This is a genomic window from Kitasatospora sp. NPDC056273 (assembly GCF_042268845.1).
Classification (GTDB): Bacteria; Actinomycetota; Actinomycetes; order Streptomycetales; family Streptomycetaceae; genus Kitasatospora.
In genome coordinates, this window is the sequence record NZ_JBHJSJ010000001.1 from 181,274 (window position 1) to 199,176 (window position 17,903).

Annotated in this window: 16 protein-coding genes; 7 read left to right on the forward strand and 9 right to left on the reverse strand. The window is 74.8% G+C overall.

All coding sequences use genetic code 11. The annotated features are described in order from the left end of the window. Positions 1-107 precede the first annotated feature (107 nt). From ACFCY1_RS00795 to ACFCY1_RS00820, 6 genes are all read right to left on the reverse strand, one after another. Positions 108-1,268, reverse strand: a complete 1,161-nt coding sequence (locus ACFCY1_RS00795; RefSeq protein ID WP_375873020.1) for a CopD family protein — start codon at positions 1,266-1,268, stop codon at positions 108-110. A gap of 118 nt (positions 1,269-1,386) precedes the next feature. Beyond that, complete coding sequence (locus ACFCY1_RS00800) at positions 1,387-2,829, reverse strand: MATE family efflux transporter (protein ID WP_375873145.1); 1,443 nt, start codon at positions 2,827-2,829, stop codon at positions 1,387-1,389. A gap of 40 nt (positions 2,830-2,869) precedes the next feature. Next, complete coding sequence (locus tag ACFCY1_RS00805; RefSeq protein ID WP_375873021.1) at positions 2,870-3,901, reverse strand: cysteine synthase family protein; 1,032 nt, start codon at positions 3,899-3,901, stop codon at positions 2,870-2,872. Between the two features lie 49 nt (positions 3,902-3,950). Then, positions 3,951-5,294 carry a Y4yA family PLP-dependent enzyme gene (locus tag ACFCY1_RS00810; RefSeq protein WP_375873022.1) on the reverse strand — a complete coding sequence of 448 codons (1,344 nt, stop codon included), beginning with the start codon at positions 5,292-5,294 and terminating at the stop codon, positions 3,951-3,953. Beyond that, positions 5,285-6,274 (reverse strand): ornithine cyclodeaminase family protein, encoded by a 990-nt coding sequence (locus tag ACFCY1_RS00815; protein WP_375873023.1) that lies wholly within the window; start codon positions 6,272-6,274, stop codon positions 5,285-5,287. The genes ACFCY1_RS00810 and ACFCY1_RS00815 overlap by 10 nt, the downstream gene beginning before the upstream one ends. 59 nt (positions 6,275-6,333) lie before the next feature. Continuing rightward, complete coding sequence (locus tag ACFCY1_RS00820; protein ID WP_375873024.1) at positions 6,334-7,323, reverse strand: TauD/TfdA family dioxygenase; 990 nt, start codon at positions 7,321-7,323, stop codon at positions 6,334-6,336. Between the two features lie 375 nt (positions 7,324-7,698). Here ACFCY1_RS00820 and ACFCY1_RS00825 point away from each other — a divergent pair, with 375 nt between their 5' ends. The 4 genes from ACFCY1_RS00825 to ACFCY1_RS00840 are packed head-to-tail and all read left to right on the forward strand — an operon-like array spanning position 7,699 to position 12,558. Next, positions 7,699-9,258 (forward strand): ABC transporter substrate-binding protein, encoded by a 1,560-nt coding sequence (locus tag ACFCY1_RS00825; protein WP_049651697.1) that lies wholly within the window; start codon positions 7,699-7,701, stop codon positions 9,256-9,258. Next, complete coding sequence (locus ACFCY1_RS00830) at positions 9,255-10,235, forward strand: ABC transporter permease (protein WP_375873025.1); 981 nt, start codon at positions 9,255-9,257, stop codon at positions 10,233-10,235. Before ACFCY1_RS00825 ends, ACFCY1_RS00830 begins: the two co-directional genes overlap by 4 nt. After that, entirely contained in the window at positions 10,232-11,083 is an 852-nt protein-coding gene (locus ACFCY1_RS00835; RefSeq protein WP_375873026.1) for an ABC transporter permease subunit, read from the forward strand. Before ACFCY1_RS00830 ends, ACFCY1_RS00835 begins: the two co-directional genes overlap by 4 nt. Then, a complete protein-coding gene (locus ACFCY1_RS00840) occupies positions 11,080-12,558 on the forward strand; it encodes an ABC transporter ATP-binding protein (RefSeq protein WP_375873027.1) in 1,479 nt (492 codons plus the stop codon). The genes ACFCY1_RS00835 and ACFCY1_RS00840 overlap by 4 nt, the downstream gene beginning before the upstream one ends. A 48-nt stretch (positions 12,559-12,606) precedes the next feature. Here ACFCY1_RS00840 and ACFCY1_RS00845 read toward each other — a convergent pair whose 3' ends face one another. From ACFCY1_RS00845 to ACFCY1_RS00855, 3 genes are all read right to left on the reverse strand, one after another. Further along, positions 12,607-13,188 carry a MarR family winged helix-turn-helix transcriptional regulator gene (locus tag ACFCY1_RS00845; RefSeq protein WP_117486042.1) on the reverse strand — a complete coding sequence of 194 codons (582 nt, stop codon included), beginning with the start codon at positions 13,186-13,188 and terminating at the stop codon, positions 12,607-12,609. A gap of 208 nt (positions 13,189-13,396) precedes the next feature. Beyond that, complete coding sequence (locus ACFCY1_RS00850) at positions 13,397-14,344, reverse strand: M48 family metalloprotease (RefSeq protein WP_375873028.1); 948 nt, start codon at positions 14,342-14,344, stop codon at positions 13,397-13,399. Then, positions 14,341-14,763 (reverse strand): BlaI/MecI/CopY family transcriptional regulator, encoded by a 423-nt coding sequence (locus ACFCY1_RS00855; RefSeq protein WP_375873029.1) that lies wholly within the window; start codon positions 14,761-14,763, stop codon positions 14,341-14,343. The genes ACFCY1_RS00850 and ACFCY1_RS00855 overlap by 4 nt, the downstream gene beginning before the upstream one ends. A gap of 677 nt (positions 14,764-15,440) precedes the next feature. Between ACFCY1_RS00855 and ACFCY1_RS00860 the strand changes: the two genes are divergently transcribed. Genes ACFCY1_RS00860 through ACFCY1_RS00870 form a run of 3 tightly spaced genes read left to right on the forward strand, consistent with a single transcriptional unit; the run spans position 15,441 to position 17,889 of the window. Continuing rightward, complete coding sequence (locus ACFCY1_RS00860) at positions 15,441-15,845, forward strand: hypothetical protein (RefSeq protein ID WP_375873030.1); 405 nt, start codon at positions 15,441-15,443, stop codon at positions 15,843-15,845. Next, a complete protein-coding gene (locus ACFCY1_RS00865; protein ID WP_375873031.1) occupies positions 15,845-17,191 on the forward strand; it encodes a DUF4062 domain-containing protein in 1,347 nt (448 codons plus the stop codon). The genes ACFCY1_RS00860 and ACFCY1_RS00865 overlap by 1 nt, the downstream gene beginning before the upstream one ends. 11 nt (positions 17,192-17,202) lie before the next feature. Then, on the forward strand, positions 17,203-17,889 hold the full coding sequence (locus ACFCY1_RS00870) for a hypothetical protein (RefSeq protein WP_375873032.1): 687 nt from the start codon (positions 17,203-17,205) through the stop codon (positions 17,887-17,889). Positions 17,890-17,903 lie beyond the last annotated feature (14 nt).

Consider the following 17,903-nt stretch of genomic DNA (forward strand, 5'->3'; position numbering starts at 1 on the left):
ACCCCCCCCTCCCCCGGGCGGCGGCGGGGGTCGGGCCCGGGTCGCCGCCGGGGGGGGGGCGGCCCCGGGGGGCCCGCCCCCCGGGGGCGGCGGCCCCACGTCCGTCGTCAGGCGGTGGCGCCCTGACGGCGGGCGAGGGCGTCGGAGGCCTTGGCGGTGGCGTAGAGGGAGACGCCGAGGGCCAGCACGAGGGCGGCGCCGGCCGCGAAGACGGTGCCGGAGGAGACGGCCTTGGCGTCCGCGGCCTCGGCGCGCGCCGATCCGGTGATGAACGGGACGACCGCCAGGACGGCGACGCCGAGGGCGACCTCTCCCCACACGACCTTCGGGAAGTGCCGCAGCGTGAGGTGGAGGAGCGAGGAGGTGTCGTCGGTGCGCCGGGCGTGGGCGATGCGGGGCATCAGCCAGAACTGGTTGAAGGCGCCGGCGGTGACGAGGCCGAGGACGAGGAGGACCTTGACGAGCAGGGCGAGGCCGTAGCCGGTGGTCCACAGCTGGGAGACCGCGCCGACGTGCTTCCAGCTGAGCCAGAGGCCGGAGACGGTGACGGCGGCGACGCAGACCATGGCGACCAGGCTGAAGCGGCGCCACAGGTCCGCCCACAGCAGGCCGGCGCCCGTGCCGAGCCGGCCGCGGGTGCCGGCGAGGGCGACGAGCAGGGCGAGGCCGCCGAGCCAGACGGTGCCCGAGACGATGTGCGCCTGGTCGAGGAGGAGGTCGAGCCAGCGGTCGAGTCCGGCGGGGGTGGTGGTCGGGACGGCGGCGATCAGGCTGACGGCGAGGGCGGCCGGCAGCGCGGTGAGCGCTATCGCGTCGACGTGGCGGCGTACGGCCGGGACGAACAGGGCGGCCAGCAGGACGGCGGTCGCGGCCAGGACGGCGTTCTGGACGAGGTGGACGGTGCCCTGGGCGATCCAGGCGCCCTTGGCGGCCGGGGCCTGGAGGTAGTCCCAGAGCCTGCCGGGGGCGAGGGCGTCACCGAAGGGCATGCCCTTGCCGGCGCGGGCGAGGCGGGCGGCGAGCTGGAAGTAGCCGGCGACCAGGAGGACCACGCCGGACACGGCCAGGCAGGTCGCGGCCCTGGCGCGCAGGACCCTGGAGTCGTCGGGGTCCGCGCCGCGCAGGGCGGGGCGGACGGTGGTGGCGTAGGTGACGGTGGTGCCGATGGCCGCGCTGAGGCCGAGGAAGTAGCCGGCCTTGGTCAGGAGGCGCCACAGCGGGGGCAGGACGTACGGGGTGGCGGTGGCGGCGAGCGAGGCAGCGTGCATGGGGGAGTCTCACGTGGTGGTGGGTGGATGCGGAGCAGGGTGGTGCGCCGGAGGGCGGGCGGGGTGGCACCCGTCCTCCGGCACCGCCGACGGGCTGTCAGGCACCGCCGACGGGCTCTCAGGCTCCGGCGGCGACGGCGTCGGGTGCCGCGGCGGCCCTGGCGGTGAGGGCGCGGCCGTAGCGGCGCAGGAGGAGGACCGCGGTGGTGGCGAGGCCGATCAGCAGGCCGAACCAGAGGCCGCGGGTCTCGCCGCCGAGGGGGTAGGCGAGGAGCCAGGAGGCGGGCAGGCCGACGGCCCAGTAGCCGACGAGGGTGATCCGGAAGCCGCTCCTGGTGTCGTCGAGGCCGCGCAGCAGGCCGACGCCGATGTTCTGGGCGCAGTCGAAGAACTGCAGGACGGCGACGACGACGAGCAGGCCGGTGGCGATCTCCAGGCCCTGCTGGTCGGTGGGCGCGTTCGGGTCGAAGTAGGGGCGCAGGACGAGGTCCGGGAGCGCGAGGTAGAGGGTGCCGACGACCGTCATCACCACGGCGCCGCAGGCGAGCGCGGTGTTCTTGATGCGGCGGGCGGCGGCGTACTCGCCGAGGGCGAGTTCGCGGCTGACGTTGATGGAGGCGGCGTGCGAGAGGCCGACGGCGACCTGGAAGACGATGTAGATCAGCTGGTTGACGGCGGTGTGGGCGGCGAGCGCGGCGGGGCCGAAGCTGCCGGCGAGCAGCGCGGTGACGGAGAAGAACCCGGCCTCGGAGCCGTAGGTGGCGGCGATCGGCGTGCCGAGGCCGAGCAGGCGGCGGACGGTCGCGGCGTCGGCGCGCCAGAAGTCCAGGCTCAGCAGCGGCGCCAGCCGGTCGTCGCGGCGGGCGGAGGCGTAGAGGGCGAGGAAGGACAGCAGGTAGACGCTGCTGGTGGCGACGCCGATGCCGGTGAGGCCGAGCCGGGGCAGGCCCCATGTGCCGTGGATGAAGGCCCAGTTGAGGGCGGCGTTGACGGCGACGGAGGCGAGGGTGATCCGCAGCAGCGCCTGGGGGCGGCGCATGCCGACGGTGAACTGGCGGATCGCCTGGAACCAGAGGCAGGGCACGAGGCCGGGGGCGAGGGCGGCGAGCATGCCCTGGGCGCGGTGGGCGACCTCCGCGTCCTGGCCGAGCCAGGTGGCGGCCTGGCCGATGAGGACCATCAGGACGGCGCCGGCCAGGCCGGCGAGGGTGGCGACGGCCATCGCGGCCCGCACCAGGCCCCGGACTTCCTGGTCGGCGGCGTCGGTGTCGGCGTCGGCGTCGGTTCCAGTGGGCTCGGCGGTTCCGGCGCGTTCGGCCCGGGCCGCCGCGGCCGCCACCTGGTTGCCGACGGAGGTGACCAGCCCGACGCCCATGGTGCGGAGCTGGTTGAAGATCACCAGGGCGAGGCCGCCGGCCGCGAGGGCCTCGGTGCCCAGGACGCCCATCATGATCGTGTCGGTGGTGGTGAGGGCGACCTGGGCGAGCTGGGTGAGGGCGAGCGGTACGGCGAGGGCGGCGAGCGCGCGGCTGTCGCGCGCCAGGGTGGTCAGCTGCTGCATGGTGGGTGTCACGTCTCTGGGTGTCACGTCTCTGGAGGTGTCAGGGCCTACGGAGTTTGGCGAGGGATTCGTCGATGCCGGTCTCGACGGCCTCGTCGAGGAGGTCGCGGGCCGTCATCCAGTCGTCGTTGAAGACGGTGTCCAGGTACTTCTCCCCGCCGTCGTTGATGAACGCGACCATAACGGCGTCCGGCGGCAGGGTCGTCAGGCGGGCCAGGGCGTCATGGACGACGCCGCCGGCGGAGCCGCCGATGAGCAGCCCGGTGCGGCGGGCGACGACGCGGGCGGTGGCGAAGGCCTCGATGTCGCCGACCTTGACGCCCTCGTCGATGAGGTCGTAGTCGACGAGCAGGCCGATGGTGGCGCCCTCGGGGGTGCCGGTGCCGGACTGGTAGTAGTCGTGGGCGGGCGGGCCGAAGGCGATGGAGCCCTTCGGCTCGACGCCGACGACCGTCACGTCCGGCACGTACGCCTTGAGCTCGCGGGCGGTGCCGCACAGCCCGCCGCCGGTGCCGACGGCGCCGACCAGCACGTCGACCCGGTTGTCCAGGGCCTGGGCGATCTCCCGGCCGACCGCGTGGTAACCGACCGCGTTGCTGGGGTTGTTGTGCTGCTCGGTGAAGAAGGTGTTGTCCCTGCCGCGGGCCATCTCCTCGGCGAGCTCCTCGCGGGCGGCGGTGTGCAGCTCCTCGCCGTCGGTGTCCGCATCGACGTACACCAGCTCGGTGCCCATCGCCTTCATGCCGCGCAGCTTGTCGGCGGCGGCGTGGTTGTCGACGACGGCGGTGAAGCGGTAGCCGCGTTCGGCGGCGACCACGGCCAGCCCGAGGCCGGTGTTGCCGGAGGTGGACTCGATGATGTGGCCGCCCTCGCGCAGCTGTCCGCGCTCCTCGGCGTCGAGGACCATCTGCCGGGCCATGCGGATCTTGGCGCTGCCGGTGGGGTTGAACATCTCCAGTTTGAGGAGCAGGCGGGCGCCGTTGTCGGCGCGGGCGAGTTCGAACAGCGGGGTGTAGCCGATGAGGTCGGAGATCCGGGTGACCACCGGGGGGCGGTGCAGGGCGTCGGTCATGGCGGGGGGCTTCCTGGTGAGCGCGGTGGGTGGCGTCGGATCAGTGGGATCAGAGGGCGGGGCGGCGGTCGAGGCGCCAGCGCGGTCGGCCGTCCTCGTGCTGGACGACGACCTTGGCCGGCAGGGGGAGGTCGTGGAAGGGGGACTCGTTGGAGTCCATCTGGTAGCCGGCGGTGTTGGGGTAGACGAGGAGGTCGCCGACCCGGGGCCGGGCGGGGAAGGGGATCTTGCGCCAGGTCAGGAGGTCGGAGTCGAGGCAGCTGGCGCCGCCGACGCACGCCCGGTACTCCTCGGCCGGCTGGCCGGGAGAGCGGGGCAGGAGTACGGGCTCGGGCAGGTACTCGCTGTTGAACCACTGCTCGGACAGGCTCAGGCTGGTGCCGTCGACGGTGACGATGCCGTATCCGGCCCGGTCCTTGACGCCCTGGACGACGAAGACGGAGGAGCCGGCCCGGTCGAGCAGCGCGCGTCCGGGTTCCAGCAGCAGCGTCACGCCGGCCTCCCGCAGCCGCTCGGCCAGGTCGGCCCCGTGCCCGCCCGGGCGGCCGGTGAGGACCGAGCGCAGCGCGTCGGCCCCGGCGACGGGGGAGTGGTAGGGGTAGAAGTCGCCCGTGCTGAACGTCCGGCCGCCGTGGTAGTGCCCGGGCTCCTGCTCGGCGAGGAACAGCTCCCAGGCGTCGGCGGGCACGTAGTCGACGGCGAAGCCGCCGCCGATGCTGATCCGGTCCGCGGGCAGGCCCAGCGCCCGGGCCTTGAGGCACAGGTCGACGAGTTCGCCCGCGAGGTCGGTGCGCGGTCGCACCTCGTAGCCGGACAGGTGGAAGCTGAAGCCCTCCATCCGGACCCGCTCACCGGCCGCGGCGCAGCGCGACAGCGCGGCGTCCAGCTGGTCGTCGTCGAGGCCGAAGCGGCTGCGGGGCTGGGCCGGCGGGTGACGGCGCAGCAGGAGGCGGACGGGCCGGGGGACGTCCAGGTGCAGGACGCGCTCCAGTTCGTCGAGGGCGTCGACGGCGATCAGCGCGCCCTGGAGGGCCGCGATGCGCAGCAGGGCCTCGGACTTGGCGGGGCCGGTGACGACGAGGTCCTCGCCGCGCACGCCGTGGCCGAGCGCCTCGCGCAGCTCGCCGAGCGAGGCGACGTCGACCCCGGCCCCGGTGGCGGCGCAGCGTTCGACGAACGCGGCGGCCTTGTTGGCCTTCTTGGCGAAGTAGACCCGCCCGTCCACGCCGGTGTCGGCGAGGACGGCGCGGAACGCGGCGAGGTTGGCGTCGAAGCGCTCGGGCAGCAGGTAGTGGAACCCTCCGCCGAGGCCGTGGGCGAGTTCGTGGAGCAGGCCGCTCGCGTGGAGGCGCTCGGCGAGGGGGTCGGGGTGGGCGGGCAGGGTCAGTGCCACAGGTCCACCTCGGTGCCCAGGCCCTGCTCGGCGGCGAGTTGGGCGAAGCGGTGGCCGAGCGCGATGTCGGTGACGACCAGGCCGCTGTTGTAGGCGAAGATCCGCTGGTCGGGTGCGGTACGGGCGTTGGAGGCGCCGGAGACGGCGGCGGGCAGTTCCAGGTCGACGGCGGGCAGGGTGCCGTCGGCGTCGGCCATGTCGGTGCCGGTGACGCGCATCTGGGCCTCGCTGGTGGCGATCACCCGGTCCGCGCGGTGCAGCGTGGACGGGGCGAGGCCGTGGCCGACGAGGATCGCGGTCGCGCCGGGCTTCAGCCAGTCGGCCTCGACGGCGGCGGGGGTGTGGCCGCCGGCGGTGGCGACGATGACGTCCGCGTCCCGGGCGGCCGCCTCGAGGTCGGTGACCAACTCCAGCTCGCGGCCGGGGAAGTGGCGCTCCAGCTCCTGGCGGACGGCGGCGATGCCGTCGGGGTGGGTGCCGGAGAGCAGCAGGCGCTTCAGCCCGGGCAGCGTGGTGAGCAGGAACGGCAGCGCGAGGCGGCCCTGGGTGCCGGTGCCGATCACCAGCGCGGTGGCGGCGTCGGGGGAGGCGCACTCGCGGGCCAGCAGGGCGGAGACGGCCGGGGTGCGCAGCGAGCCGATGCGGGAGCAGTCCATCATGGCGACCGGCAGGCCGGTGACGTCGTCGTAGACGGTCAGGGTCGTGTAGTAGTGCTGCTCGTCGCGGCCCTTGTCCAGGCCGTGCTTGTACGAGGTCTTGAACGCGACGACGTTGCGCACCCCGTCGCGGCCGAGCATGGCGTAGGAGACGGAGTGGCCGTCGGCGGGCCGGACGGTGAGCTTGCGGGGGTTGTCGGACCGGCCGGCGGCCAGGGTGCGGTAGGCCTGTTCGACGGTGTCGACGACGTCGGCCAGGGTGATGTCCAGGCCGGCGAGGTCGCTGGTGGAGAGTACGCGCAGGGTGGTGTCGTCCCGGTCCACGCGGGTGCCCTTTCGGTTCGGTGAGGCGGCGTCTGGAAAAGCAGGGGGAGAGCGGGCGGTCAGGAGGCCCAGGCGGTGAGGGCGGCCTGGCCGTAGCCGTGCTCGTCGTGCTCGGCGAGCGGGCGGGTGGGGCGGTCCTCGACCCGGACGGAGGCGCGCTTGAGCCAGCGGTCGGTGCCGTCGTAGCGGGCCCGGAAGGGGACGCGGCCGTGGACGACGAGGTCGTTGTCGACGACCAGGACGTCGCCCGGCTCCAGGCTCACCGCGACGGACACCCGGGCCAGCTCCTCGCCCAGGCGCTCGTAGGCGCCGCGCCAGGCCTCGTCCGTCCCCTCCAGTGGGGTGTAGGCGGGGTCGTAGCGCATGGTCAGGCCGTCGGGGGAGTCGAAGAGGGTGGGCACCGGGGCGGGCCGGCCGGGGAACTGCTGGGCCTGCTCGTAGGCGTCGTCGGGCAGGATCGGCGCGACGGGGCGCTTCAGCTGGTCCAGGTCGGCCTGGGCGAGCGCGGTCAGCCGTACGCCGGCCGCGGTGGTGGCGATCCGGTCGTGGTTGCGCATGCAGCAGAGCAGCAGCAGGTGGGCGCGGCCGGGGTGGAAGGCGTCCTCGGTGTGCGGGGTGAGCAGGACGGAGCTGGAGGCGCCGGTCTGCTCGCTCTCGTGCCCGGGCGAGGGCACGATGTTGTGCACGAACCGGCCGTCCTGCTGGCCGTCCCAGGCGATCGGGGTGCCCATCAGGGCGGAGACCAGCAGCAGCGTCACGTCCCACAGCGCGCCGGCGTCGCCGACGGTCGACCAGTGGCCGGGGGTGGGGCCGAGTTCGGTGTCGTCGGGGCGCAGGCCGCGCAGCACGAACAGGCCGTCGGCGGTGTCCACCGGGCGCAGCGCGTGCCGGAGTTCCGTGCTGAGCCGGGTGCGGGTCGCGGGCAGGTCGGCCAGCAGGTCGGGGCTGGTGGCGGAGCCGTGGTGGGCCAGCAACTCGGCGGCGGTGTCGGTCAGTTCCTGGGCGGTGGCGGTGTCGAGGCGGCGTACCGGGGCAGGGCAGGTGGGCACGGCGGGACCTTCCGGGGGCGGGACGGGAGAGGTGTGCGAGCACGCGGCATCACCGCACCGGTGTGGGACGGGCGGGAGCAGCGCGTGGGGCGTGGGGTCCGGGGCGGCTCGAACGGCCGGACGACATGAACGTAACAACGACTTCGAAGTAAGGCAAGCCTTACCCAAATCGGATGTCTACATTTACGTAGTCTCGGCTTCCGGCGGCGGCGCACAGGCCGCGCAGGGTCAATCCTGCTGCTCACGCGGTGTTTTGGGAGTGAGGGGCGCATGGCCGGGATGAGCGTGCGCTCCGCCGTGCGGGTTGCGAGCGGCCTCGAACTTAGGGTAGGTAAGCCTAAGCAAAACGAGCTCAACCCGAAACGAGGAACGAACGTGCGCGTCACCCGACGACAGCTGCTGTGGGCCGGTGCCGGTATCGGGGCGGCCGGTGCGCTGGCCGCCTGCGGCAGCGGCACGGGCGGATCCAAGGACGCCGCACCGGCCGGTACGGCGTCCGCACAGCCCCGCGCCGGGGGAACGCTGAAGGTCGGCGCCCTCGGCAAGGCCTCGGCGATCACCCGCGACCCGCACGGCACCCAGGCCAACGAGAGCGACTACCTGATCATCAGTCTGCTCTACGACACCCTCGCGATACCCGGGGACACCGCCAACACCGTCCCGCGCCTGGCCGCCTCCTGGAAGCCGTCGGAGGACCTGACGACCTGGCGCTTCACGATCGCCGACGGCGCCGTCTTCCACGACGGCACCCCCGTCACCGCCGACGACGTCGTCTGGTCGTTGCGGCGCCTGCGCGACACCCCGGCCGGCAAGAGCCGCCTGCCCGGCATCCAGCCCGAGGGCATCAGGGCCGAGGACCCGAAGACCGTCGTCCTGGTCTCCGACTACCCCAACGCGGACCTGCCGCTGCAGACCCGCCTCACCACCTTCGTCCTCAAGAAGGACACCAAGGACGACGCGATCGCCGGAGCCCCCGGCACCGGCCCGTTCAAGCTCGACTGGTACCGCGACGGCAACGCCCGCCTGGTGCGCAACGACCAGTGGTACGGCGGCAAGGTCCTCCTCGACGCCGTCGAGGTCCGCCTCTTCGAGAGCCCCCAGGCCATGGCGAACGCCCTGCTCGCCGGGCAGATCGACGTCGCCTCCAACGTCGGCGCCGTCGCCGCCCGCACCGCCGAGGCCCGCAAGGACGTTCAGATCCTGCGCCGCCCCAACGACATGGCGATGCCGATCGTCATGCGCACCGCCGACGGCCCCTTCGCCGACCCCCGGGTGCGCGAGGCGCTGAAGCTGGCGGTCGACCGCGACGCGATGGTCAAGCAGGTCCTCTCCGGCTACGGCAGCGTCGCCAACGACATCCTCGGCACCGGCGACCCCGCCCTCGCCAAGGACATCCCCCAGCGCACCCGCGACCTCGCCAAGGCCAAGCAGCTCCTCGCGGACGCCGGATTCGACACCTCCCGGACCTACGACCTCATCACCACCGAGGACATCTCCGGCCTGGCCGAGTCCGCGACCCTGTTCGCCACCCAGGTCCGCGAGGCCGGCGTGAAGATCAACGTCGTCAAGCAGGACTCCAAGGTGTTCTGGGACGCCACCTGGCTCAAGGGCACGCTCTACACGACGTACTGGGGCACCAACGACTCGGTCGTCTTCTTCGCCTCCAAGACGATGCTCTCCGACGCCGGCCAGAACGAGTCCGGCTTCAAGGAGCCCGCCTTCGACGAGGCCTACCGCACCGCCATGGGCACCGCCGACGCCGCCGCGCGCGGCACGCTGCTGCACCAGCTCCAGGAGATCGAGTTCGCCAGGTCCGGCTACCTGCTGTGGGGCATGGCCGACGGCATCGACCTCGCCGGCGCCGCCGTGCGCGACCTGCCCAAGCTCCCCGGCTACGGCCGCGTCCAGCTCGAGAAGACCTGGCTGTCCCGTTGACCACCCTTCAGCCGCACGGCGTCCCGGCCCGCATCCTCCCCGGTGCGGGCCGGGTCGCCCGGCAGGCCGCCCGGCGCCTGGCCATGCTCGTCGTCCTGCTCGCCGGCGTCTTCGCCGCCGTCGAGCTCCTCCCCGGCGACGCCGCCGGCGCGACCTCCGACCGCGGCGTCACCGCCGCCGACCTCGCCGCCCGCCGCACCGCCCTCGGGCTCGACCGCCCGGTCGTGGAACGCTTCTGGGAGTGGATGACCGGCCTGCCCACCGGCGACCTCGGCACCACCGCGCGCGGCCAGCACGTCACCGACGTCCTCGCCGGCCCCTTCCCCAACACCCTGCTGCTCGGCACCCTGGCCCTCGCCCTGAGCACCATCGGCGCCCTCGCCCTGGGCAGTTGGGCCGCGCTGCGCCCCGGCGGGCGCACCGACCGGGCCGTCGACGCGCTCTCCACCGCCGCGTTCGCCCTGCCGGAGTTCGTCGTCTCCGTCGCCCTGCTGCTCCTGCTCTCCCAGTGGACCGGCTGGCTGCCCGCCGTCACCCTCACCGGCCCCGACGGCGCCCCCGAATCGTGGACCATGCTCGTCCTGCCGCTGCTCTCCCTGGCCGTCCCCCAGATCGGCTGGAACACCCGCATCGTGCGCGGCGCCCTCGCCGACCAGGCCGCGCTGCCGCACGTCCAGGCCGCCGTCCTCGACGGCCTGCCGCGCCGGCGCGTCCTCGGCCACCACATGCTCCCCGGCGCGCTGCCCGCCATCGCCGTCGGCATCGCCACCTCCGCCGGCATGCTGCTGGGCGGCACCGTCGTCGTCGAGACCCTCTTCAACTACCCCGGCATCGGCGCCGTCCTGGCCGGAGCCATCACCGACCGCGACACCCCGCTCATCGCCGGCGTCGTGGCCGCGGCCGGCGCCGCCATCAGCCTGCTCCTGCTGCTGGCCGACCTCGTCCGCACCACCGCCCTCGGAGAGGAGCGCCGATGACCGCCGACGCCCCGACAGCAGCGGCCCCCGCGCCCGCCACCCGGCGCACGGCGCGCGCCCTCGTCCGCGCCGTCCCCGCGCTGCTCCTCGTCCTCCTCGCCCTCGTGGGGCCGCTCCTGGCGCCCCACCCGATCGACACCCCGGTCACCTTCCCCTACGCCGGGGCCGGCGCCGACGCGCCGCTCGGCGGCGACCAGCTCGGCCGCGACGTCCTCAGCCGCCTGCTGACCGGCGGCGCGCCCCTGATCGCCACCGCCCTGGCCATCGCCCTCGTCGTCACCGCCGCCGCCACCGCCCTCGGCATCCTCGCCGCCCTGCGGCCCCGGCTGGGCCGGTGGATCGAACGCCTCGCCGACCTGACGATCCTCCTGCCCTCCGTCCTCGCCATCATGCTCATCGCCCTGGCCTGGCCCGCCGGAGGACGCCTGGCCGTCGCAGCCGCCGCCGTCCTCCTGGGCATCCCGTACGCGGTGCGCATCGTCGCCGCCGCGGCCGCCCCCATCGCCGCCACCGGCTACATCGAGGCGGCGGCCGCGGGCGGCGAACGGCTGGGGCACCTGATGCTCCGCGAGGTCCTGCCCAACCTGCGCTCCACCCTGCTGGCGCTGTTCGGCCTGCGCTTCGTCGAAGGCGTCTACATCGTCTCCGTCGCCGCGTTCCTCCAGCTCGGCCCCCAACCACCCGAGGCCGACTGGGCGCTGATGATCCGCGAGAACGCCGCGGGCATCACCCTCAACCCCTGGGCCGTCGGCGCGCCCTGCCTGGCCATCGGCCTGCTCGCCATCAGCGTCAACCTCGCCGCCGAAGCCCTCGCCCCCGCCCGGCCCACCCCGGAGACCCCGCTGTGAGCACCCCCGCTGTGAGCACCCCCGCCGCCCGCGCCACCGGCCTGACCGTCATGCTCGGGGACACGCCCCTGCTCACCGACGCCGACCTCGCCCTCGTCCCGGGCCGGGTCCACGCCATCACCGGCCCCTCCGGCGCCGGCAAGACCACCCTGCTGCGCGCCCTCGTCGGCGCCCTCCCGCCCGGCGCCCGCGTCAGCGCCGGCGGCGTCGACGTCCTCGGCCAGGACATCCTCGCCCTGCCGCCCGAGGAACTGCGCCGCCTCCGCCGCCACCGGCTCGCCTTCGTCGGCCAGGACCCGGGCTCCGGCCTCAACCCGCGGATGCGCGTCGAGCGCCTCGTCACCGAGACCGCCGCCGACCGCCGCCGCACCTCCGTACCCGAACTGCTGCGCACCGTCCGGCTGCCCGCCGACGAGCGCCTCGAACACCGCCGCACCGCGGGGCTGTCCGGCGGCCAGCAGCGCCGGGTCGCCCTCGCCCGTGCCCTCGCCCGCCGGCCGGAGATCCTCCTGCTCGACGAACCCACCGCGGGCCTCGACGCCGCCCTGCGCGACGACATCGCCGAGCTGCTGCGCGCCATCGCCGAGCGCGACGGCATCGCCATCGCCTTCACCAGCCACGACCCCGACTTCGTCGCCCGCTGCGCCGACGACGCCCTCGCCCTGTGGCCCGCGCAGGCCCCGCCGTCCGCGCCGGCCGCGCCGGCCCGCCCGGTGACGGTGGTGGCCGAGAGCGGGCCCCGGCCTGCCGAGGGCGGCGGCCCCGTGCTGAGCGTGCGGGCACTCGGCGCCCACACGGGCAGCGGCCGCACCCGGCGCACCGTCCTCGCGGACGTCGACCTCGACCTGACCCCGGGCACCCTCACCGGAATCGTCGGCCCGTCAGGCTGCGGAAAGACCACCCTGGTCCGCACCCTCGCCGGGCTCCACACGCCCGACACCGGCACCCTCACGCTCCACGACCAGCCGCTGGCCGCCTCCTACCGGCGCCGCACCCGCGACCAGCGCCGCCGCATCCAGCTCGTCCCGCAGAACCCCCTCGGCGCCCTCAACCCCGCCCGCACCGTCGGCGCCACCCTCACCCGGCCGCTGAAGCTGCACTTCGCCCTGCCCGCCGCCCGGTGCGAGGAGCGCGTCGCCGAACTGCTCGACGCCGTCGGCCTGCCCGCGCACTACGCGGCCCGCCACCCCCACGAGCTCTCCGGCGGGCAGCGCCAGCGGGTCTCCCTGGCCCGTGCCCTGGCCGCCGAACCCGACGTGCTGCTCTGCGACGAGGTCACCTCCGCCCTCGACACCGACACCGCCGCCGCGCTCATGGACCTCCTCGACGGCCTGCGCACCGGCCGGGGCCTGGCGGTCGTCCTGGTCAGCCACGACCTTCCCCTGGTCACCGGCCGCGCCGACCACGTCCTGCCGCTCGGGGGTCCGTTGTCCGCACCGTCCGTGAGCAAGCAGCCCGCGGGCAGCGTGCGCTGACCCGGCGCCGCACCGGCTACGGGAGCCCCGCCGGTCACGGCGCCGTGCTCACCGGCCGGGCGCGGCCCTGTCCGGGCGCGCGGCCGCACCGGCGGCGGCGTCCTGCTCGACGACCCACCTCCGGCGCTGTCCGCCGGTCAGCACCCAGCGGGGGCCCGGCCGCGCGGGCGTACGGCGTCCCGCGCCGCGGCCGGCCGCCGCGCACACCCGCCGCAGCAGGGAGTTGAGCTCGGCGCGCTGGCCCTTCGTCAACGGGGCGAGCAGGTCCTCCTGGACGGCGGAGGCGTCCTCGTGCAGCACGTCCAGCGCCGCCTGCCCGGCCGGGGTGATCGTCAGCACTTCCTGCCGTCCGCCGATGTGGACGACCATGGAGTGCACCAGGCCCGCCGACAGCAGGTCGTCCAGCGCCTGGTCGGCGTCGGTCCCGGTCGCGGCGGCGCGCTCGACGAGGTCGTGGCGCCCGTGCGGCCCCAGCTGGGCGAGCGCGGACAGCAGCGTCTGGTGGGCGCGGCCCATCCCGCGCGAGCCGAGGCGGTCGGCCAGCAGGCGGTCAGCCGCCCGGCCAGCCGTCGACAGGAGGTAGACGGTCTGTTCGAAGGGGCTCGTCGACCCCGTCCTCCCGTCGTACACAGCAGGTCCAATCGTCCGGGAAGGCCGCCGTGTTCTCGGGCCGGGGGCCACAGGGGTGGCATCCGCACGGGAGCGCCGGGCCCCGGGACCGGGTGGACACGGTCCCCGACGGACGGCTGACCGTCGACGGACGACGGCGGCACGGCCCGCGCGCGCAAGCCGAGGCTCACCATACCCGGGCCCGAACAGTTGGTCTACATCGATGTCGTCAAACGGTGCCGTGCGCCAGCAGGGCCCGGGCCGCGTACTCGACGTACTCGTGCAGCCCGTAGGCCAGGCCCACGCCGAGCAGGGCCGCGACCGCGACGGCGGCGAGCAGGGCGACGGCGGCCCGCGCCCGGTGGCCGGTCGGCCGGGCGGGCGCGGGGCCCAGGAGCGCCTGGACGCGCTGGGGCACCGGACCGGAGCTCACCGACAGCAGCGGGCCCGTGGCGTGGCGGACGGACGGCGACCCGGCCAGGGCCGCCCGGGCGATGGCGGTCGCGGCGGTGCGCCGGTCGGCGACCGCGCGGGCGGCCTGCTCGTCGGCCCACCGCTCCAGGTGGAAGTCGAGGTCGGCCCGCAGCCGGCCCAGCGCCGGGTGGACGGCGGCGGCGAGGTCGGCCGCGGCCGAGAGCAGGTGGTGGCGCCCGTGCAGGTGGGCGCGCTCGTGGGCGAGCAGCACCGCCCGCTCCGTCGGCCCCAGCGCGCGGAGCATGCCGGCCGAGACGACGACTCGGCCGGGACGCCCCCGGTGGGCGGGCAGGGCGAAGGCCTCCGCCTCCTCGCCCGCCACCACGAGCAGGTCGCCGTCGCTGGTCGCGCCGCCGGTCAACTCCCAGGCGCGGGCCAGCAGCGCGCGCTGCCTGCGCCACCGCAGCCCCAGCCGTACGGCCTGGACGGCCAGCAGCACCCCGGCGGCGCCCGACACCGGCACCACGGCGGGCCACCGGGCGAGGACGCGGGACAGCGGCAGGTGCTCCAGGCCCGCCAGGAACGGGACGTGGAACAGGCCGACGAGGGCCGCGGCGGTGCCGCCCGCCAGCAGGACGGCCGCGCCGGCGAGGGTGAACGAGGCCTCGCGCGGCGGCAGCAGGACGGCCAGGCGGCGGGCCGCCGGCACCGCGGCCCAGGGGACCAGCAGCGCCAGGGCGACGAGCACCAGGACCAGGCTCATGCGCCGTCCTCGGGCTCGGCGGCTGCTCCAGCAGTGGCCTCGGCCTCGGGGCGGGTGTCGAGGAGCAGGCGGCGCAGGACGTCCTCGTCGTCCTCGGACAGCGAGGAGACGAACCGCTTCAGCACCAGGTCGCGCTGGGGCTCCTTCTCCAGCTCCCGGCGCATCCGCCCGGCGGCCAGTCCGGCGGCGTCCTCCACGGGGGCGTAGGCGAAGGACCGCCCGGGGCGGGAGCGGACCAGGGTGCCCTTCTCGTGCAGGCGGGTGAGGATCGTCGCCACGGTGGTGCGGGCCAGCCCCTGGTTCAGGGTCTCCTTGACCTGCTGGGCGGTCAGCGGCTCCCCGGCCGCCCACAGCACCGCCAGCACGTCCGCGACCAGCTCCCCGTGCGGACGTCTGGCGTCCCGACCGCCACCCAGCATCTCCACTCCCGTTCTCGCAGCTCTCCGGCAGGCACACCGGAGCGGGCCGCGCGCGTCGGGATGTGAGGTCCGTACCGCCGCTGTCCGCGCCGAGGGCGAAGCGCCCTCGATATTAGGTGTGCCTAAGCTAACTTTACGGGCCGCTGGCATCGCGCTGCCCGGGGGACCGTCGAACGCGGTCCCCCGGGCAGCGCGGTGTCCACGGAGTGCCGTCAGGCCGAGCCGTTCGGGCTGACCCAGTTGTACTGGCGCTGGTCCTCGGATGTCTTCTCCCCCTGTGGTCGCAGCCCGTCGGCGAAGATGACCTCGGGGGTCCGGTTGGACCCCCGCCAGAGGACGTCCTGGTCCGAACGCCAGGTCAGTTTCGGTCGGATTTTCTTTCACCGGTGCGTCGGGATCGGCCGTGGTGTTCTTCCACTGGGTGTACCAGTCGTCGGCGAGCGGGGCGGACCGAATGGTGTGAAGACGCCGGGCGCGCCGATCCCGGCCGCCCGGCGCACCCTCCTTTCCGGGCACCCCGTACGGGCCACCCGGCGCACCGTGAGCCGGTCCCGACGGCGCGGCGGTATCCGTCGCCGGATGCGCGACCCGGTTCGAGGCGCCTCCGGAGCGTGGTGCGAGCGGGGGCCGGGTACTACGGTCTCACCGGGTTGTCGCTGTGATGGAGGGCATCGCACATGCGCCTGCTGTTTTGGTCAACGGCCTCGGCCTGTACGGGTGTTGCGGTCGCGCTCGCGCTGTGGGCGGTGCTCGGGGACGCCGCCGGGGCCGAGCGGGCGAGCGCCGTCGTCGGGGCGGTCGTCGGACTCGCCGGGCTCGTCGCCTCGGTGTACGCGCTGCGGCGCGGCGGGCAGGACGACGGCGGCGCCGTCCGGGCCGGCGGACGCGGTGCCGTCGCCGCCGGGGGGAGCGTGACGGGCAACGCGATCGGCGCCGACAGCAGGGTCACGGGGACGCCGCCGGCCCCGCGCGGGGTGTCCGGGCCGGGGCGGGCCGTGTCGGCCGAGGGCGAGGGAGCGGTGGCCGCGGGGGGCGATGTCGCCGGGAACGCGCTGGGCGAGGGCGGCGAGGTGGCCGGCTGATGCCGGGGTCGCGCTTCCGGCGGCGCAGGCCGCAGGACCCGGGAGAGCCCGAGCGGCCGGCCGAGCACGTGGAGGTGCGGGGCGGCGGGGTCGGTGCCGGGGCCGACGTCGCCGGCAACGCCATCGGCCCGCGCAGCTCGGTGACGAACAACTTCAACTACTACGGGCCGGCGGAGTCCGACGCCCACCCCGGCGCCCCGGCGTCGTCGGGCACCGCGCCGCCGGCCGGCACCGCCCCTGACGAGCGCCGCTACCAGGTGTTCGTGAGCTCGACCAGCCTGGACCTGAAGCAGCACCGCGAGGCCGTCATCGACGAGCTGGTCAAGGAGGGGTACATCCCCTCCGGCATGGAACTGTTCGACGCGCGGGCGGAGGGCGCCTGGGAGGTCGTCGAGCGGGTGATCAACGACTGCGACTACCTCGTCCTCATCCTCGGAGCGCGGTACGGGGACGTCGGCGCGGGGACCGTCAGCTTCACGGAACGGGAGTACGACCACGCCCGCTCGCTGGACAAGCCCATCCTGGTGTTCGTCCACGCCGACCCCGTCGAACTGCACACGGACAGCTGGCAGCCGACGCCGGAGGACGCGCAGCGGCTGGCCGTCTTCCGCGAGAAGGTGCGGCGCGAGCGGCTCTGGAGGTCCTGGCGCACCGTCGCTGACCTGCGCAACGACGTCACCAGGGCGCTGCGGCTGGCGGTCCGGCACACTCCCCAGCCCGGCTGGGTCAAGGGCAATTCGATCGCGCACACCTTCTCCGCCGAATGGCAGAACCTGGTGGCCCCGGGGACGCAGATCGGTGTGGCCCGGATCAGCGTGGACGGGCAGGCCGGCAACGCCCTGAGCGAGAACCTCGGGAAGGCCTCGTCGATCGGGATCATGTCCACCAGCGGAAAGCGGCTGATCGAGATCCAGACGCCCTACCTGACGAAGGCGCTCGCGGCCGGCTCCCGGATCCGCGTCCTGGTGCCGACGCCCGACGGGCAGTTCCTCGCCGACGTCGACGAGTCCGAGTCGCTGTGGGACCAGCGCTCGCCGATCGCGGCCGAGGTGCGCGAGGTGGAGGCCCGGCTGCGGTCGATCGTGCGCGAGGCCGGGGCGCGCAGCACGGCCGCCGGATCGATCGAGATCGGGTTCTTCACCACGCACCTGCGGTCCACGATGATTCTCTGCGACCGGACCTGGGGATGGGTCACGCTGACCCTGCCGCCGGCGCGGGCCCCGGAGACCCCGTCCCTGGAACTGCGCGGGACGCGGGACTTCGGTCTGATCGACGCCTGCTGGAAGCACTTCGACCGGACCTGGGCCATCGTCGAGGAGCGCGGCGAAGTGAGGACGATATCGTGAGGCGGTCTGCGATGGACTTACGTGACACGGCGGCCCTGTCCCCTGCTACAGCGGGGCGGTGGCGCGAGCGGCTCTCCACGGCCCAGGCCTTCATGCGGGCACGGCGCCACCTGCCGGGCGTGCTGATCGAGGTGGCGGCCCAGCACCCGCTGGCCGACCGGGCCGTGCCGGGCGAGGAGTTCGAGGCCCGGCTGCGGCGCGGCCACGAGCTCTACCGGGGCTACCTGGAGGCCGGGCGGCCGGTGGAGGTCTACGTGCCGGGCAGTCGCCACCGGCACCTCGGGGTGGAGGACGAGAACAGCCTCAGCCGGGCCGGCGGGGAGTTCCTGGAGAAGCTCGGCGTGCCGGCCCCGGCCGTGCGCGGCGACGACCTCAACGAGCGGTACAAGGGCGAGGCCGGCGTCTACGGCTCCGCCGACGAGTGCTTCGTCGCCGCCTCGTACTTCAGGGACGGGGAGTTCGGCACGCTCGTCTCGGTCTGCTCGCCGGCCCAGATGATGCGCAAGACCCTGCACTACCTGCAGTTCGGGGTCTACCCGTTGACCCACACGGCGCCGACGCCGGAGGGCTTCCACGACTTCCTCTACGAACTCCTGGTCGCGGTGCCCGAGGTCATGGGCACCGACGACACGCTCCAGGACCCCGGCTCGGACGGCGCCGAGCGCCTGCGCTCCGACCGCCGCCCCTCGACGGGCTGACACCCGCCGGAGGC

Excerpts from the sequence above, each read along its gene's own strand:
- ACFCY1_RS00835 (WP_375873026.1), top strand. The coding sequence starts at position 10,232 with ATGACCGCCGACGCCCCGACAGCAGCGGCCCCCGCGCCCGCCACCCGG.
- ACFCY1_RS00795 (WP_375873020.1), bottom strand. The coding sequence starts at position 1,268 with ATGCACGCTGCCTCGCTCGCCGCCACCGCCACCCCGTACGTCCTGCCC.
- ACFCY1_RS00865 (WP_375873031.1), top strand. The coding sequence starts at position 15,845 with ATGCCGGGGTCGCGCTTCCGGCGGCGCAGGCCGCAGGACCCGGGAGAG.
- ACFCY1_RS00805 (WP_375873021.1), bottom strand. The coding sequence starts at position 3,901 with ATGACCGACGCCCTGCACCGCCCCCCGGTGGTCACCCGGATCTCCGAC.
- ACFCY1_RS00850 (WP_375873028.1), bottom strand. The coding sequence starts at position 14,344 with ATGAGCCTGGTCCTGGTGCTCGTCGCCCTGGCGCTGCTGGTCCCCTGG.
- ACFCY1_RS00860 (WP_375873030.1), top strand. The coding sequence starts at position 15,441 with ATGCGCCTGCTGTTTTGGTCAACGGCCTCGGCCTGTACGGGTGTTGCG.
- ACFCY1_RS00800 (WP_375873145.1), bottom strand. The coding sequence starts at position 2,829 with ATGCAGCAGCTGACCACCCTGGCGCGCGACAGCCGCGCGCTCGCCGCC.
- ACFCY1_RS00855 (WP_375873029.1), bottom strand. The coding sequence starts at position 14,763 with ATGCTGGGTGGCGGTCGGGACGCCAGACGTCCGCACGGGGAGCTGGTC.
- ACFCY1_RS00870 (WP_375873032.1), top strand. The coding sequence starts at position 17,203 with ATGGACTTACGTGACACGGCGGCCCTGTCCCCTGCTACAGCGGGGCGG.